This window comes from Pontibacter harenae, assembly GCF_020907245.1.
In the GTDB taxonomy this organism is placed as follows: domain Bacteria; phylum Bacteroidota; class Bacteroidia; order Cytophagales; family Hymenobacteraceae; genus Pontibacter; species Pontibacter harenae.
This window is the reverse complement of record NZ_JAJJWH010000001.1, coordinates 23,779-39,780: the sequence shown is the minus strand read 5'-3', so window position 1 is coordinate 39,780 and position 16,002 is coordinate 23,779. Positions and strand designations below refer to the sequence as shown.

Here is a 16,002-nt window from a genome sequence, read left to right as displayed (position 1 = left end):
TAGGGGCCCTCGATAAAAGGGGAGGCTAGGGAGGGGTTATATACTACCCGTTCTGCCACCATCTACCGCCAAACTCACCCCGTTAATATATGCAGCAGCAGGTGTAGCCAAAAAAGCGGCCGCTGCAGCAACTTCTTCAGGTTCGGCGAAACGACGTGCGGGTATAGCCTGCTCCATCTCTTGCTGTACTTCCTGCTTGTCACGTCCAGATTTCTCTGCCCGACTTTCGACAAGCGAATAAATACGGTCCGTTTTGGTGGAGCCTGGTAACACGTTATTCACGGTGATGCCAAACTGCCCCAGTTCGTTCGCCATGGTTTTGGCCCAGCTGGCTACAGCGCCACGTGTTGTGTTCGACACACCTAAACCTGCTATCGGCTCCTTAACAGATGTACTGATGATGTTAATAATACGTCCGTAGCCAGCTTTTTTCATAAGCGGCACCACCGCCTGCACTAGGTTATGGTTGTTGATCAGGTGGATGTTAAATGCTTTCAGAAACTCCTCTGGCTTTGCCTCAGTAATGGGCCCACCAGGAGGGCCTCCTGTGTTGTTCACCAAGATGTGTACCTCGTTGTGCTGTTGCACATAAGCCGCTATCTGTGCTTTTACCTCCTCTGTATCGGCAAAGTCGGCTACTATATAATCGTGCTGTTGGTCCTGCGATTGTGCAAGTTCCTGCACCGTTTCCTTTAGCTTCTCTGCATTTCGGGCTACCAGCGTAACACTGGCTCCGAGCTGCGCCAGCTCTACTGCCACAGCTTTCCCGATGCCCTGGGTGCTGCCGCAAACTATAGCGCGTTTGTTTTTCAAGTTTAAGTCCATAGTTTAAATGTACGTAAAAGAGCTTAAACTTGCACCGCTGAAGGTATGGCTGCCGTTACCATTTGTAGCGGCTTTTGCGTACCTTCCTTTTATCAACCCAACAAAAACGAACTATGGCTATAACAAGACCTTTCAATTTTAAACAATGGATAGAAGATAACCGTCATTTACTGAAGCCGCCTGTAGGAAACCAACAGGTGTTTAAGGGCAATGACGATTTTATAGTGATGGTAGTCGGTGGGCCGAACGCGCGCAAAGATTACCACTACGATGAGGGAGAGGAGTTCTTTTACCAGTTGGAAGGTGATATTGTGCTGAAGATAATAGAAGACGGAAAACCAGTAGATGTGCCGATAAAAGAAGGTGAAATTTTCCTGCTGCCTCCGCGCGTGCCGCACTCCCCACGCAGACCAGCCAATACGGTAGGCTTGGTGGTAGAGCGCTACCGCAAGCCAGGCGAAAAAGACGGTTTCTTGTGGTTCTGCGAGAACTGCGGCAACAAGCTTTACGAGGAGTATGCCGACGTAACCGATATTGTAGGGCAACTGCCTGTTATTATGAACAACTTCTGGGAAAGCAAAGAGCACCGTACCTGCAGTAACTGCGGTGAGGTGATGGAGCAGCCAGCCAAACTTTGATCAGGATTTTCAGGATTAAAGGATAAACAGGATGTGGCTCGCCGTAGCTCTTGTTCATCCTCAGTTTTATAGGCTAGTGCTCCTTCAGTTTAATTCTTAAAATCAGAGTTGATCAGATTGAATGGACACAGCACTGTTAGCCTTATTTTAAATTTTCGCTTTAGCGAAGCACTATCTGCACGAACAATGAACTACCAAAATACGCTTGCTTTTGCACAGGAGCAGGACCAACAAGACCCGTTAAAACATTTTAAAGACCGCTTTTATGCACCGCAGATAAACAGGCAGGACGCCATTTATTTCTGCGGCAACTCCCTAGGGCTACAACCAAAATCAGCGCAGATGTACATCGATAACGAGATGTATAAATGGGCTAACTTGGCGGTGGAAGGTCATTTTAAAGGTGAGGAACCGTGGTTTAACTACCACGAATTACTAAAGGCTGGCACTGCGCGCGTAGTGGGTGCTAAAGAGAGCGAAGTGGTGGTCATGAACCAGCTGACCGTGAACTTGCACCTAATGCTCGTATCGTTTTACAGGCCACAGGGCAAGCGCTACAAAATTATAGTAGAAGGCGGTGCTTTTCCTTCAGACCAATACGCGCTGGAGACACAGACGCGCTTTCATGGCTATGATCCTGATGAGGCTGTTGTCGAAATTTTTCCACGCGAAGGCGAACATACCTTGCGCACCGAAGACATCATTCAAACTATAAAAGATAATGCGGAGGAGCTGGCACTGGTAATGATGGGCGGCATTAACTACTACACGGGGCAGGTTTTCGATATGGAAGCCATTACCAAAGCAGGTCATGAAGTGGGAGCTATAGTTGGTTTCGATCTGGCACATGCGGCTGGTAACATTCAGATGGATCTACACAATTGGGATGTGGATTTTGCAGTGTGGTGTACTTATAAATACCTGAATTCAGGACCAGGCGGTACATCGGGGGTATTTGTGCACGAGCGCCACGGTAACAGCGCCGATTTACATCGTTTCGCTGGTTGGTGGGGCCACAATGCGGAAGAGCGTTTCCAGATGAAAAAAGGCTTTATGCCTATGGCAGGAGCCGAAGGCTGGCAGGTAAGCAATGGGCAGATTCTTCCTTTAGCTGTACACCGTGCTTCGCTCGAGATTTTTGATGAAGCAGGCATGGACAACCTACGAGCAAAAAGCGAGAAGCTGACAAGCTACTTGGAATATTTGATTGATGATCTAAAAGCTGATAAAAGTGTGTTGGAAGTGATCACGCCACGCGACCCGAAAGCCCGCGGATGCCAAATTTCGCTGCTCGTGAAGCAGAACGCACGCCAACTGTTCGATACACTGATGGCCGCAGGTATTATAGTTGACTACCGCGAGCCCAACGTAATTCGAGTAGCGCCTACGCCACTTTACAATAGTTTCGAAGAAGTATACCAGTTCTCGGATATACTGCGCGAATGCTTGAGAAAATGTTAGAATTTAAAAAGCTCTTACCGCTGTTGTGTGCTTTCACCAACAGCTAAGGTGGCTGAAGCTGGAGTAAGAACAATTGCGAGTACATAAGTATAAGAAAAAGGCGGAGGGAAAGTGTGAGCTGTATCTCCGACTTCTATTTTAAAGCGAAGGCTATACTTTCCAGCCAATAAGCAGTATAGAATGGCTAACACAATGTTAGGCGAAACTATTATACATGGGTTTTACAATTGAGGACATATTATTAGGCTCTTCCATTCTCCTTTTTCTGAGCATCCTGATCAGTAAAAGTTTGGGAAGGCTAGGCATACCTGCGCTAGCTCTTTTTTTGGGTGTTGGTGTGCTCGCTGGCTCAGAAGGTATAGGCGGTATTTATTTCGATGATGCCCTTACAGCCCAATCTTTAGGTACCATTGCGCTGGCCATTATACTTTTCTCGGGCGGTTTAGATACGCGTTGGGAACATACGAAACCAGTGCTTTGGCGGGGCATTACGCTCTCTACGCTAGGCGTCTTTATTACTGCGCTGTTGGTGGGGGTGTTTGCCTCTTATCTGCTCAATTTTAGTTTGATAGAAGGTTTACTATTAGGAGCCATTGTGTCCTCTACAGATGCGGCAGCGGTATTTACTATCCTTCGTTCCAGAAACATCGGCCTTAAAAATAACCTGCGGCCCACGCTTGAGCTTGAGTCGGGTAGTAACGACCCGATGGCTTATTTCCTGACCGTGAGCTTTACGTTTTTGCTTTCGAACGAAGGAGCCAGTATATGGCAACTCCTGCCGATGTTTTTCCTGCAGATGAGTATAGGAGCCGTAATGGGTTTGGTGATGGGGCGCGTTATGGTCTGGACCATAAACAAGATAAGACTGGAGCAGGAGGGGCTTTACCCAGCCCTTACGCTGGCGATGCTTGTCTTCACCTTTGCTTTCACAAACGAGTTGAACGGAAACGGCTTTTTGGCCGTGTATGTCTCGGCTGTTTTGCTGGGCAACAGGAGTTTTATTCATAAGCGTAGCCTTACAAAGTTTTACGATGGTTTGGCTTGGCTCATGCAAATACTTATGTTCTTAACGCTAGGGCTGCTGGTGTTTCCGTCGCAAATGATTCCTTTGGCAGGAATGGGTGTGCTGGTCTCGCTGTTCCTGATTTTTGTGGCTCGCCCTGTCAGTGTTTTCATCGGGATGTCCTTCTTTAAAACAACTTTCCACGACAAGCTTTATTTGTCATGGGTGGGCTTGCGTGGAGCGGTACCCATTGTTTTTGCTACTTATCCCTTGCTGGCGGGTGTAGAGAAATCTAACATCATTTTTAACATTGTATTTTTTGTTGTGCTAATCTCTGTTATGCTGCAAGGCTCCACGTTAAAACTTGTGGCAGATTGGCTTGGCCTGAGCGAGCAGGATAACTCCCCAAAGAGAATGCAGTTGGGCGAAGACATGGGCTACGATACCAAAAGCGCTATAGTGGAATTAAAACTCAAGAACAGCAGTCCTGCCGTTGGCAAATCTATTGTAGAGTTAGAGTTTCCTAAAACATCTTTAATCGTGCTGATAGACAGAGGCGGCAAGTTTGTGACCCCTAACGGTGCCACTGTGTTGGAAGGAGGCGACAAACTAATGGTGATGACTGACAACGATGAGGAAATGCAGAAGGTGCATCGGGTACTTGGCGTGTAGCGAAAGAAAACAAAGCATTAGCATTATAACCTTATGATGTTCTTGTTAAGCTGGTATCGATAATTAATTATTGATAATCGATAATAATTCATTGATTATTAAGAATGGTTTGCGTACTATTGTCTTAACCTAATAAGTTAAGCTATGAAGAAGAACATACTACTAAGCACCGCTCTCCAATGCTGTTATGTTGTCAGGGTACTGCTGATAGCTATAATTATAGCTATAACTTTTGCTGCAGTGCATAGTCAGGTTAATCCAGAAATGTATAGCCTAGTAAAGATAGAAGGGTTAGAGCATAAAACGAGTGTGCTAATATCCACTACCCGTTTTGAGTTGAAAGCTGGAGACTATGAGAAATCAAAAGGTGGAGCTGATGCCAGCAAAACAGTTATGCTTACGGATCTGAATATTACTTCCCTGGTGCTGTTATACTTGCAAACGGTGGCGATTTTAATCTTTTGGTGTCTTATTGTGCAGCAGATAATAGGTGTTGTGCTGTCTGTTAGGGAGCTACAAACCTTTAGAAACAGCAACAGCAAGTCGTTAAGGAAAATTGGCTGGTATTGCTTTGCTATTTTCTTTTTGATGGCCTTTCGGTGGGCTGATACAGAGAGCATCAGTTTCTTTGGGTTTTACCTCCACTATATGCCTATCGCCTTTATGCTGGTTTCCTTTATTCTGGCAGAGATTTTTGAAGAAGGAAGTAGGCTTTACGAGGAGGAGCAACTGACAATTTAATGGGTATAATTGTAAATTTAGACGTAATGTTGGCTCGCAGGAAAATGTCGCTAACGGAGCTATCGGAGCGGGTAGGTATAACTATGGCAAACCTTTCTGTGCTTAAAACAGGCAAAGCTAAGGCTATCCGTTTCTCTACCCTCGATGCCATCTGCAAAGAACTCAACTGTCAACCTGGAGACATTCTGGAATTCCAGACAACGAGTGCACAGGCTTCTTAGCAATAGTTAAGGCTTGGCGTAAGATTTTAATTCACACGGTCCTTTTTCTTTAAGTCTTTTCCCTTGATTCCGTTTTCAAATTCAATGTCAGTTGATATTAAGCCGTTTTTATCTGATGGGATTTTAACGTTAAAATGTAAATGCGGAGTAGTTGTAAAACCAGTCATGCCAGCAATACCAATAGGTTGACCTTTTAATACATAGTCTCCAAGTTTAACTAACGCTCCTTTATGATTTAGATGAACATACTGTGTGTATAATCCGCTGTTTGGGTGATAAATAGTAATGTAATTGCTTTTGTCATTATCACGCCATTTCTTACTTGTTCCATAATCCTTATAATCTTCAACTACTCCCACTACATAACCATTATCAGCGCTCGTAATGGTGTCGCCTATGTTCAGGTTAAAATCAATTGCGTATTGGCTGAAGATGGTGTTGTAAGTAAACTTCCCATTATACCCTTGAATAATGTTGTATTCTTTGCCTTTCGGAAATGGCAGGGCTATTTTATTTTTTTTCAATTTTACGGCTCAAATTTCCATATTTAACAATGTATCTGGTTCTGTTACTTCGGTCAAAATCTGGGTAATATATTTTAACAATTGTGTCTTGAAGTTCAGTTAAGGGTACTCGTCCAAATAATTTTTCTAAGCCTGGATTTATTGTGTCAGTTCTTAATTCAACATATACAGGACACATAAGAGGATTCTTCAATTGGAACGAAATCGTGTTGTTTTCATAGGCCCTATCAAAACTGTACAAAAATTCATAATAGTGGCCTTTGGGTAACTTGCGTAGGCTTGCACAAGAAGCAAGAAAAAGCAGTGTAAAAAAGAATAGAGTTCTTCTCACAAATTCTTCTTTGAGATTAGATTACACACAACTGACAAACCAGATTATAGCAGCTTAGCATACTGCGAATGAGCTTAAAGCATCACAAGCTACGCTTTAAACTCATTATGTTCTTCCTTAAATGTGCGCATCCTTCTAAAATAATCCTTGGCTGCTGCCATTACCTTAGGTGATAAAAGCAGGGCCGATACCATCGTCGGAATAGCCATCATCGCATACATGCCGTCTATCAAACTGATAACAGCAGTGATGGAGGCGGTAGCTCCTAGCACAATAGTAAGCACGTAAAAGTAGTTGTAGTAGTGTTTGTACTTAGCTCCGAAAAGATAACCGAAGCATTTGGTGCCGTAGTAGGAGTAGGAGAACAGAGAAGTGAAGGCGAAGATGAGCACGCAAAGCACCAAAATATAACTCCCGAAGCCAGGCATAGCATCGTCGAAAGCAGCAGCTGTTACCGAAACGCCGTTACTCTGGGAGTCGTCCCAGGTGCCTGTCACAATAATGGCTACACCCGTTAATGTGCAAACCACCAGCGTATCGATGAGCGGGCCAAGCATGGCCACCAAACCTTCGCGTATCGGTTCGTCAGTTTTAGCGGCACCGTGCATCATGGAGGCCGTGCCTATACCTGCCTCGTTGGAGAAAGCAGCTCTGCGTGCACCTGCTATAATAATGGCTCCTACGGCACCACCCAACATAGCTTCCGCTGTAAAGGCATCCTCAAAAATCTGAGCAAAAGCGCCTGGTATACTTTCGTAGTTGGCAAACATGATGTAGAAAACTGCCAGCATATATAACACTACCATGCTCGGCACCATTTTGCCTGCTACCTGGCCTATGCGCTTAATGCCTCCAAAAATCACCATCGATGTGATCAGTACCAGCATGAGTCCTGTAATCAAATCAGAATAGAAAGTGTCAGCATCGGAGGTCATGCCACTTGGTACCAGCACCACCTCCCGTATTACCTGCGTAAGCTGGTTTGCCTGGAAAATAGGCAAGGCACCAAACAAGCCTGCTACGCAGAAGAACACCGCCAGCGGCTTCCATTTCTTGCCAAGTCCTTCCTCTACTACGTACATCGGGCCACCTTCCACACGGCCCTGGCTGTCTTTGCCACGGTACATTACCGAAAGGGAGCAGGTGAAAAACTTGGTAGCCATACCTACAAAGGCACTTACCCACATCCAAAACAAAACGCCTGGGCCACCTGTTGTAATGGCTACTGCCACGCCACTAATATTACCCATACCCACCGTAGCAGCCAGCGCACTCGACAGTGCCTGAAAGTGGTTGATGTCACCTGGATCGTCGGGATCGTCGTACTTGCCACGAAGCACATTAACGGAGTGGCCCAGGTAACGGAACGGCAGGAAACGGGAGTACAGCATAAAAAATGCACCTCCGCCCATTAGCAGAAAGAGCAAAGGCAGGCCCCAGGCAGCATTGCTGAAGGCAACCAATAAGTTTTCTATTGCTTCCAAAAATTATAGTTTAGAGAGGTTCAAAGGATACAAAAATAGGCAACACTTCCGAAGCTACGTATGTATGCCTACTACCGGCTCGGCAAAGTATAACATTTCTTTTATCGAGCTCTAACCTTAAAGATAGTTCTTTTAATGGATAATTATATAGTAGCCATGACGATAATAGGGCTAGCGGCACTTTCCATGGCTTGGATTCCAGACCTGATGGAAAGGACCATTGTCTCTTATCCGATAGTCTATTTACTGCTGGGTATGCTTATATACCTGTTGCCGCTGGGGTTGCCTACACCCGATCCCATCTGGCGCGAAGATTACGTAGTGCGCCTTACAGAGCTGAGTGTTATTATCTCGTTAATGGGTACAGGGCTTAAGATCAGGCGAAAGTTCAGTTTAAAAGACTGGCGAATTCCGCTTCGGCTGGTAAGTATAACCATGCTGCTGTGTATTGGAGCCGTTGCCTTACTTGGTTGGAGCATGCTAGGGTTTTCTGTAGCGGGCGCTATTTTGCTGGGTGCATCGCTGGCTCCTACAGACCCTGTGTTGGCAGAGCAGGTGCAGGTAGGCCCTCCCGACGATAAGGAGGAGGATGTGGTTAGATTCTCTCTTACCTCGGAGGCGGGGCTTAACGATGGTTCTGCTTTTCCTTTTACCTGGCTGGCGGTGGTGCTGGCCGTATCGGCAGGCACTAACGGCAATTGGTTTAGAGATTGGGTGTTGCTAAACCTGCTATACAGAATTATAGTTGGAGTGGGTGTTGGTTACCTAATTGGGCGCGGATTGGCGTATGTTATTTTCAAGCTTCCCAGAAAGACAAACTTCCCGAAGGTACAGCACGGCTTTTTGTCGCTTTCTGCCACTTTGGTTACCTATGGCATAACAGAACTGCTGCACGGCTACGGCTTTATTGCGGTGTTTGTGGCAGGGCTTACAGTAAGCAGTATAGAAGAGGAGAACGAATACAACATAGAGATGCACGACTTCGTGAACCAGGTAGAGCGTATTATCATGGTAATCCTGTTGGTGCTATTTGGCGGTAGCCTTGTAACAGGCATTTTGGATTACCTGACTTGGAAGGGCGCTTTAGTCGGCTTAGCTCTTTTATTTATCATCAGGCCAATTGCTGCTTTCCCTAGTATGCTGGGTACATACTCTACTACAAAAGAGAAATTGGCTGTCAGCTTCTTTGGTATTCGAGGCATCGGCTCGTTTTTCTACCTTTCTTTTGCTCTCGACCAAGCCAGTTTTCCTGAAGAGGAAGAGCTGTGGTCTATTATAGCGTTTATCGTTATGGTGTCTATCATACTACATGGTTTAACAGCCACAAAAGCTATCGACATACTAGATCGGGAGCGTATTAAAAGTGGGCGCCCTGTATTGGAAGCAGACCAGACGCCCGATGAAATACAGTGATAGGGTAAACATGCTGAAAAATTTTGAACGCCTGCCCTTACCCGATGCCGAAGTATACTATTGCCCTCGTTTCTTCAGCTTGGAAGAAAGTAACCGTTATTTGCAAGAGCTGCTGCAAACTATAAACTGGAAGCAGGAAAGCATAAAGTTGTTTGGAAAGGAGCAGCCGATGCCGCGCCTCACCGCTTGGTACGGCGAAAAGGGTTATACTTACTCAGGCCTGCACAATGCGCCGCAGCCGTGGCTGCCTGTGCTGCAGGAACTGAAAGAGCGAGTGGAGGAGGCAAGTGGCCAAACCTACAACAGCGTTTTGCTGAACCTGTACCGCACTGGGCAGGATAGTATGGGCTGGCATTCAGATGACGAAGTATCGCTGGGGCAAGAGCCAGATATCGTGAGTTTGAGCTTCGGAGGGGAACGTCGTTTCAGTTTTAAGCACCGCACTCGAAAAGATCTGAAACCACAAAGTATAACTTTAGTGCATGGTAGCCTTTTGCTGATGAAGGGGCCTACCCAGCACCACTGGCTTCATAGCTTGCCTAAAACAAGTAAGCCCGTGGCGCAGCGTATCAACCTCACTTTCCGTACTATAAAAAGCTGAGTAGATAGCCGCAGGTGTGGCAAATTGCTTAGCCCGAAAGAAAGCCGTTACTTTGCGCCCTCATCAGGCGTTGCCGACACTGTAGTAAATGACCGAAAAGAAGAATATTGCCATTATGGGAGCTGGCCTGGTTGGCTCTTTATTATCGCTGTACCTGGCCAAACGAGGCCACAAAGTAGACCTGTACGAACGTAGACCAGACCCGCGCATCAACCTGATAGACAAAGGCCGCTCTATAAACCTTGCCCTAAGCGACCGTGGCTGGCGCGCCCTAAAAGGCATAGGTGTAGAAGAGGAAATACGAAAGGTGGCAGTGCCCATGTATGGCCGCATGATGCACAACGAGCAGGGCCAGTTAGCGTACCTGCCCTACAACAAAGAAGGAAAAGGTATTTACTCTGTTTCCAGAAGCGGCCTGAATATGTCGCTGATGAATATCTCGGAACCCAACCCAGATGTTAACTACCATTTTGGCAAAAAGGCTACGGATGTAGATATACGTACCAACGAGGTGCAGCTACGCGATATAGAAACTGGCAAGACAGAAACCATAAAACCTGAGTTGCTTTTTGGTGCCGATGGTGCTTACTCAGCAGTACGCGGATCAATGCAGAAAACCGAGCGTTTCGATTTTGAGCAACGCTACCTGGAGTACGGCTACAAAGAACTGACCATACCTGCTACGGCAGAAGGCGACTGGGCGCTGGAGAAAAATGCCTTGCACATATGGCCGCGCGGCAAGTACATGATGATTGCCTTGCCCAACATAGACGGCAGCTTTACCTGCACGCTTTTCTTCCCCTACGAAGGCCCTCGTTCCTTTGCCTCCATCAAAACTGATACAGATCTGCTGAACTTTTTTTTGGAGATTTTCCCTGATGCCGTGCCTCTCATGCCCAACTTGGCGGAGGAGTATTTTGCTAACCCGATAGGCGCTTTGGTAACTATAAAATGCTTCCCGTGGAGCTACGATGGTAAGGCTTTACTATTAGGTGATGCCAGCCACGCAGTAGTACCATTCTACGGACAAGGCATGAATGCTGGCTTCGAAGACATTACTGTGCTGGACCAAATGCTGGATACGTTTGACGGTGACTGGAATGCACTTTTCAAGAAGTTTGAGCGCAGCCGCAAACCCAACGCCGATGCTATCGCTGATCTGGCCGTACTTAATTTCGTGGAAATGCGCGACAAAGTAGCTGACCCACGTTTCCTGCTCCGCAAGAAAATTGAAAACAAAATCAGCGAGCAATATCCTGATAAATGGGTTCCGCTCTACTCTATGGTTACCTTCACTGATCTGCCTTACTCTTATGCCTTGGAAACTGGCAAGCAGCAGGACAAGATCATGAAGAAAGTGATGAAGCACATTGAATCAGTAGAAGATTACGATAAAGCTGAAGTACAGAAGCTGCTGGAAGAACAACTGGTGAAAGAAGAGAAGCTGAAGCCGTATAGAGGGTAAGGAGCTTGGCTTTGTAGTTGAGGCATATGTGGTCCAACCACCCCTGCCCCTCCTTTTCTAAGGAGGGGAGCTTACTTACTGAAGCAGCCGCTTATTTCATGTAGCACGGCTTGTAGATTATTGAAGACCTCTTTGTTTTCGAAACGGATGACCTTGATGCCTAGCTCCTGTAGAGCCTGATCCCGCTCTATATCTGCCTGTTCTGCTGCAGCGTGTTGATGCACTTGCCCATCCAACTCAATTGCGAGGTGCTCCGAGGGGCAATAGAAATCAAGTATAAAGTTTCCGACACTATGCTGCCTCCTAAATTTACGGTTAGCCAACTGAGAGCCTTTTAGATACTACCAAAGCTCAGCCTCTGCAGGAGTTAAACTACTCCGTAATTCCTTACGGTTCTCCTTTAGATATTTCCTGTTGTGCAAATTCATATTCTTGTCTCAAATACACTATAGTAAACGAGAGTAAGCCGAATTAGTAAAAGCAGACTCCCCTCCTTAGGCAAGGAGGGGCAGGGGTGGTTAGAAGACGCTTGCTTTAGAACTTATCTGCTACTATAAAAAAGCAATATAGCTTTAGCATCCTCACCTGTCTCTAAAGTAAGAATTCTCAATAAAGGGCTGAGGAGAGGTCCTACCGATCCAGCCAAGCCTTAAACGCCTGCACCTTCTCCCGGCTTACTACTACATCCTCCTTAGCCGCCTGCCGCAACTCTAGCTTCAGTCGGCTGTTGGACCAAGCTACAATGTCTTTAATTGCTTTCAGACTAATCAAGTAGCCACGGTTCACGCGGAAGAAATGTTGCGGGTCTACCAGTTGCTCTAGCTGTTCCATGATATAGTCGATGGCGAAGCGCTTTCCTGAGCTGCATTGCAGGAAGGTGGCTTTCTCGAAACTGTAGAAGTAATCTACGTCCTCAATCGGGATCGTGTGCAGGTGGTCACCAACTTTTACTATAAAGCGGCTTTTATAGTTCTTGCTGTCGTTTAGCAGCTGCATGGCCTGCTCCAGTGCTCCCAACTGTGGTGTAGCAGCAGTGCTTTGCCTGTTCAGCTTTCTAAATTTCTCCAGCGCAGCCGCCAGTTCATCCTCATCAATCGGCTTGAGCAGATAATCGATGCTGTTTACTTTGAAAGCTTTGATGGCGTAGGCGTCGTAAGCAGTGGTAAAGACTATGGGCACCTCTACGGGCACCTGTTCAAATATCTCGAAGCTGAGTCCGTCGGCCAGTTGGATATCCATGAAGATGAGGTCGAGTTGGGGCTTTAGCTTGAGTAGTTCCACAGCCTTGCGTACCGAAGGGGCTGTGGCTACTACCTCAGCTGTGCTCTCGAGTTGGAGCAGCATTTTTGCTAAGCGATCAGCAGCCAGTTTTTCGTCTTCTACAATGAATATCCGCATTATCCTTTAAAGTATAAAAGAGGCAGTCTAACTATAAATTCCTGTGCAGAGGCTTGTATCTGCACTTTTTTGCTGGTGAGGTAAGTATAGCGCGACTGGATATTAGGCAAACCCATACCTGTAGATTCTTCTCGGATACGCTTTTCCTGCAGGTTATTCTGCACTACAAGGTAGTTATCTTCTAAATATAAATGCACCCGCAGCGGCTCCTCTTCCAGCGCCATGTTGTGCTTAATGGCGTTCTCCAGCAGCATTTGCAGGGCCAGCGGCGCTACCATCAGGTTTGGGTCCAGCGGTAAATTGTTCTGCACCTGCAGCGCCTCGCCGTGCCGAATCTTCTGGAGGTAAGTATAGGAATTCAGAAAGTGTAATTCCTCCAGCAAGGGTACCACTTCCTTCTGGCGACTGTCGAGCACATAGCGGTATACTTCCGATAGTTTACGAATAAACTTTACTGCCTGCTTCTGGTCCGCCTCTACCAGGCTGGTGAGTACGTTCAGGCTATTAAACAAAAAGTGCGGATTTACCTGTGCCTTCAACGACTCATACTGCGAAGTGATACTTGCTTTCTCCAGCCGCTCCGCATTAATGGCCGTTTGCCGCCAGCTTTGCAAAAAGTGCCAGCTATGGAAGCACAGCGATATAACAAAGGTAACAATGATAGGAGGCGCTAAGGCATAAAACCAGTTCTGGCTGATTAAATCTTGAAGGGTATAGCCCTTGTAGGTAAGAAACACGATGTGCACAAACACAACAATAACCACCGTAAGCAGCACCGTAGCTACAATGCTAATCACAAAGCGTTTGGTTGGGTTCTCGAGCCAGGGATAATGCTTCGTCAGGTAAGGCACCAGCATGCTGGTGTTCCCTTTCCAGATTAGTATGAAGATAGAATAGGAGAATAGAAACTTGTAAATCGCCTCTGGAGCAGATAGCTGCAGACAATCTTGGCAGCCAAGTAAAAAGGCTCCAACAGCCGATAACACCCAGCCCATCAGCTCACGAAAAACTACCTTTAATTTATTTGAGGAAGTTTTCTGTACTGGTGCTGCAGCTTGCGCCAATTTTACGTTTACTGGCTTTTCTTTCAATAATGTCATCCTAAAGTATAAAAGCGAATATAAGTAAAAGGTGAGTTAGATAGTAGATGTTAGACTCTAGATGCTAGATTATAGAAAACATTTGATACCGCCAGTTTGAGCATAGCGGAAACTGGTGGGCATGCCAAGCCACAAGTTACGCTGTCGCTAAACTTGCGGCATAAATAGTGGAAGTCTAACATCTATCAAATAGCTGTTGCCAACTCCTCTGCACCTTTCCTTGCTTTCAGTTTATACTTCGTGATAAAGAAGCTGATGACAGCAGAACCGATAACAGTTGGGCCCAGCCAGGCTACTACAGGCGGAAGTGGGGTGTTATTTACTACCAGGAAAGCCGTGAAAGCCGCAATGTTGCCTGCCACCATGCGGGCGATGTGGTCGTAGAGCCAGAAGTTTTTGTCGGCAGGGGCTTTGGTGTACTTTCGGATGTCTTTTGCTACCAACAACATAGCTATACTTCCAAAGACCACCGAAACAATGTTACTGCTGTTGCCAAAGCTGCTGCTCATGCCTCCTATTAATCCTGAGAGAACAAAATATGCGGCAAAGGCAGCCATGACAAACGAAATGGCCCAGTCCAATAGCTGCGGCTTTTGCCCCTTTACCAACCCTTTCAGGTACAGCACACGGTAGCCAGAGCTAACAAGATAAGCGCTAAACACCCCGATGATAAGCAGGAAAGGGCTGTGATGGTTAGGCAGTGAAGCCATTGCAACAGCCGTTACAGCCACCAGCATCATGGCATAAAAGAATGTTTTACCAGTAAGGCGGTGCTGTTTGCCGCCCTTCCTGTTTACCATAGAAACAGGTCCAGATATTAAACCAATAGTGCCTGCTGCAATGTGTAGGATAAGAAGTGCTGTAAATAAAGTTTCCATGGTTTTATGTTTTCTGTTTGCTATAGACCAAAGGTGCAAAAGCCTTATGCCTTCCTAAACTAGAAGTGGATGAGCTGTAGAATAAGGTAGATGAGTTGTAAGGAGAACTGTTTTTAAAGGCTGCTGGGCTGTTAGTTCGGTTCAAGGCTTGTAAGAGCCTTGGAGTTTCTAACTAGTATAGCATACTGAAAGAAACCTGTAGTTTTCTGTTCTGTATTGCTGGGAAGGATGTCGTTGCCCACTAAATTTACTTTTATACCTGCTAGGTTTTGATTGCGCTTGTAGGGAGAGTTAGCACTGTTCAGGCTAAACAAAGTGATTGTGTTTTGATGCGTAACTGCTCTTAAATCTTTGATGCCTTTTACTATTGTAACAGGTCCATCTGAGTTTATCAGCGATGTTTTTTCGTCGGGAGGCGATGGGAACTGGTGGTTCTTCGGCAGGGACATCTCGCTATCTAGTGTCAGGCAAACTATGCTCTGAACCTTGTTGGCAAAAGGTAGATCTGATCTTTTTATTTTAGCCGCGAACGGATAGATGTTCTCCTCGCCATAGCTACTTTGCAGCACATGCGTGTAGCCAAAGAAACCGTAGAACTTTTCGTTTTCCAAGCCTTGCCTTTCCACCGCTCTTTTGAAGTTAACCAGCATCATAGAGTCTCTTTCTATAGCTCTGGAAGTGTCTTCAAAGTCCTTGTCAACTCCGATAACCGTAATTTTTAAAGAGTCTGGCAAGGTTTTATTGTAGTCATAAATATCCAGCCACTTTTGATACAGTTCTTTGCTGGACTGCTGAGGAATGCGCATTCTAATGTCTCTTACCACCTGCTTTAATAACAGGCTGTCTTTCGTATCCTGTTCTAAAAACAGGTTTAGCCTGTACGCCCTGATGCTGTCCATTTCAGCTATGTAGTGCCTTACTCCAAGTTCCCTGTTCAGGTGCATCAGCATGTATTTGTCTACTAACTGTACGTCGGCATATCCATGGCTTTCGCCTAAAAAAAACACCTGACTGTTGTAGAAAGTATCATCAAAAAGCCTTGTATCGAGTTCATCTCTTTTAAACCTTAGGGTAATGTCTTGCTTGTTATGGGTTAGATATTCAATTGCCTCGTCGTCTGTTTTTCCTATAAAGTTGATGTTCTTTATCCAAAAGTAAAAATATACCACCAGCGGAAGCAGCACCAATACAAGCACAACCTTTGCGAAAACCTTCAATGTCTTTTTCATGTGTTTTTGTTCTTGTTC

General features: G+C 45.9%; 16 protein-coding genes. 8 read left to right on the top strand and 8 right to left on the bottom strand.

Going from position 1 to position 16,002, the window contains the following annotated elements; genetic code table 11:
- Window positions 1-36: 36 nt before the first annotated feature.
- Window positions 37-825, bottom strand: a complete 789-nt coding sequence (locus tag LN893_RS00165) for an SDR family oxidoreductase (RefSeq protein ID WP_229967068.1) — start codon at window positions 823-825, stop codon at window positions 37-39.
- A gap of 113 nt (window positions 826-938) precedes the next feature.
- Here LN893_RS00165 and LN893_RS00160 point away from each other — a divergent pair, with 113 nt between their 5' ends.
- From LN893_RS00160 to LN893_RS00140, 5 genes are all read left to right on the top strand, one after another.
- Window positions 939-1,463 carry a 3-hydroxyanthranilate 3,4-dioxygenase gene (locus LN893_RS00160; protein ID WP_229967067.1) on the top strand — a complete coding sequence of 175 codons (525 nt, stop codon included), beginning with the start codon at window positions 939-941 and terminating at the stop codon, window positions 1,461-1,463.
- A 186-nt stretch (window positions 1,464-1,649) separates the two neighbouring features.
- Window positions 1,650-2,924 (top strand): kynureninase, encoded by a 1,275-nt coding sequence (kynU, locus tag LN893_RS00155; RefSeq protein WP_229967066.1) that lies wholly within the window; start codon window positions 1,650-1,652, stop codon window positions 2,922-2,924.
- A 214-nt stretch (window positions 2,925-3,138) separates the two neighbouring features.
- Window positions 3,139-4,599 carry a potassium/proton antiporter gene (locus LN893_RS00150; RefSeq protein WP_229967064.1) on the top strand — a complete coding sequence of 487 codons (1,461 nt, stop codon included), beginning with the start codon at window positions 3,139-3,141 and terminating at the stop codon, window positions 4,597-4,599.
- Between the two features lie 144 nt (window positions 4,600-4,743).
- Complete coding sequence (locus LN893_RS00145; protein ID WP_229967061.1) at window positions 4,744-5,340, top strand: DUF2975 domain-containing protein; 597 nt, start codon at window positions 4,744-4,746, stop codon at window positions 5,338-5,340.
- Window positions 5,340-5,561, top strand: a complete 222-nt coding sequence (locus LN893_RS00140) for a helix-turn-helix domain-containing protein (protein WP_229967060.1) — start codon at window positions 5,340-5,342, stop codon at window positions 5,559-5,561. Before LN893_RS00145 ends, LN893_RS00140 begins: the two co-directional genes overlap by 1 nt.
- 26 nt (window positions 5,562-5,587) lie before the next feature.
- Here LN893_RS00140 and LN893_RS00135 read toward each other — a convergent pair whose 3' ends face one another.
- Both LN893_RS00135 and LN893_RS00130 read right to left on the bottom strand, forming a co-directional pair.
- Window positions 5,588-6,085 carry a M23 family metallopeptidase gene (locus tag LN893_RS00135; protein ID WP_229967059.1) on the bottom strand — a complete coding sequence of 166 codons (498 nt, stop codon included), beginning with the start codon at window positions 6,083-6,085 and terminating at the stop codon, window positions 5,588-5,590.
- A 420-nt stretch (window positions 6,086-6,505) separates the two neighbouring features.
- On the bottom strand, window positions 6,506-7,891 hold the full coding sequence (locus LN893_RS00130) for an alanine/glycine:cation symporter family protein (protein WP_229967521.1): 1,386 nt from the start codon (window positions 7,889-7,891) through the stop codon (window positions 6,506-6,508).
- A 144-nt stretch (window positions 7,892-8,035) separates the two neighbouring features.
- On the opposite strand from LN893_RS00130, the gene LN893_RS00125 reads away from it, so the two are divergent.
- The 3 genes from LN893_RS00125 to LN893_RS00115 all read left to right on the top strand — a co-directional run bounded on the left by LN893_RS00125 (window position 8,036) and on the right by LN893_RS00115 (window position 11,379).
- Window positions 8,036-9,313, top strand: coding sequence for a cation:proton antiporter (locus LN893_RS00125; RefSeq protein WP_229967057.1), 1,278 nt, complete (start codon window positions 8,036-8,038; stop codon window positions 9,311-9,313).
- Window positions 9,314-9,323: 10 nt separating this feature from the next.
- Complete coding sequence (locus LN893_RS00120; RefSeq protein ID WP_229967055.1) at window positions 9,324-9,914, top strand: alpha-ketoglutarate-dependent dioxygenase AlkB family protein; 591 nt, start codon at window positions 9,324-9,326, stop codon at window positions 9,912-9,914.
- A gap of 88 nt (window positions 9,915-10,002) precedes the next feature.
- On the top strand, window positions 10,003-11,379 hold the full coding sequence (locus LN893_RS00115) for an FAD-dependent oxidoreductase (protein ID WP_229967053.1): 1,377 nt from the start codon (window positions 10,003-10,005) through the stop codon (window positions 11,377-11,379).
- A gap of 71 nt (window positions 11,380-11,450) precedes the next feature.
- Here LN893_RS00115 and LN893_RS00110 read toward each other — a convergent pair whose 3' ends face one another.
- From LN893_RS00110 to LN893_RS00090, 5 genes are all read right to left on the bottom strand, one after another.
- The gene (locus tag LN893_RS00110) at window positions 11,451-11,702 is read right to left on the bottom strand and encodes an endonuclease domain-containing protein (protein ID WP_439651153.1); all 252 of its coding nucleotides are present in this window, start codon (window positions 11,700-11,702) and stop codon (window positions 11,451-11,453) included.
- A 307-nt stretch (window positions 11,703-12,009) separates the two neighbouring features.
- Complete coding sequence (locus LN893_RS00105; RefSeq protein WP_229967051.1) at window positions 12,010-12,777, bottom strand: LytR/AlgR family response regulator transcription factor; 768 nt, start codon at window positions 12,775-12,777, stop codon at window positions 12,010-12,012.
- Window positions 12,777-13,877 carry a sensor histidine kinase gene (locus LN893_RS00100; RefSeq protein WP_229967049.1) on the bottom strand — a complete coding sequence of 367 codons (1,101 nt, stop codon included), beginning with the start codon at window positions 13,875-13,877 and terminating at the stop codon, window positions 12,777-12,779. Before LN893_RS00100 ends, LN893_RS00105 begins: the two co-directional genes overlap by 1 nt.
- A 185-nt stretch (window positions 13,878-14,062) precedes the next feature.
- Window positions 14,063-14,755: a hypothetical protein gene (locus LN893_RS00095; RefSeq protein WP_229967047.1), complete on the bottom strand. Its 693-nt coding sequence runs from the start codon at window positions 14,753-14,755 to the stop codon at window positions 14,063-14,065.
- Window positions 14,756-14,886: 131 nt separating this feature from the next.
- The gene (locus LN893_RS00090; protein WP_229967045.1) at window positions 14,887-15,984 is read right to left on the bottom strand and encodes a hypothetical protein; all 1,098 of its coding nucleotides are present in this window, start codon (window positions 15,982-15,984) and stop codon (window positions 14,887-14,889) included.
- Between the last annotated feature and the right edge of the window lie 18 nt (window positions 15,985-16,002).

Bases quoted from the DNA above. Each gene is read 5' to 3' on its own strand.
- LN893_RS00165 (WP_229967068.1), bottom strand. From the start codon at position 825: ATGGACTTAAACTTGAAAAACAAACGCGCTATAGTTTGCGGCAGCACC.
- LN893_RS00160 (WP_229967067.1), top strand. From the start codon at position 939: ATGGCTATAACAAGACCTTTCAATTTTAAACAATGGATAGAAGATAAC.
- kynU (WP_229967066.1), top strand. From the start codon at position 1,650: ATGAACTACCAAAATACGCTTGCTTTTGCACAGGAGCAGGACCAACAA.
- LN893_RS00150 (WP_229967064.1), top strand. From the start codon at position 3,139: ATGGGTTTTACAATTGAGGACATATTATTAGGCTCTTCCATTCTCCTT.
- LN893_RS00145 (WP_229967061.1), top strand. From the start codon at position 4,744: ATGAAGAAGAACATACTACTAAGCACCGCTCTCCAATGCTGTTATGTT.
- LN893_RS00140 (WP_229967060.1), top strand. From the start codon at position 5,340: ATGGGTATAATTGTAAATTTAGACGTAATGTTGGCTCGCAGGAAAATG.
- LN893_RS00125 (WP_229967057.1), top strand. From the start codon at position 8,036: ATGGATAATTATATAGTAGCCATGACGATAATAGGGCTAGCGGCACTT.
- LN893_RS00120 (WP_229967055.1), top strand. From the start codon at position 9,324: ATGCTGAAAAATTTTGAACGCCTGCCCTTACCCGATGCCGAAGTATAC.
- LN893_RS00115 (WP_229967053.1), top strand. From the start codon at position 10,003: ATGACCGAAAAGAAGAATATTGCCATTATGGGAGCTGGCCTGGTTGGC.
- LN893_RS00105 (WP_229967051.1), bottom strand. From the start codon at position 12,777: ATGCGGATATTCATTGTAGAAGACGAAAAACTGGCTGCTGATCGCTTA.
- LN893_RS00100 (WP_229967049.1), bottom strand. From the start codon at position 13,877: ATGACATTATTGAAAGAAAAGCCAGTAAACGTAAAATTGGCGCAAGCT.
- LN893_RS00095 (WP_229967047.1), bottom strand. From the start codon at position 14,755: ATGGAAACTTTATTTACAGCACTTCTTATCCTACACATTGCAGCAGGC.
- LN893_RS00090 (WP_229967045.1), bottom strand. From the start codon at position 15,984: ATGAAAAAGACATTGAAGGTTTTCGCAAAGGTTGTGCTTGTATTGGTG.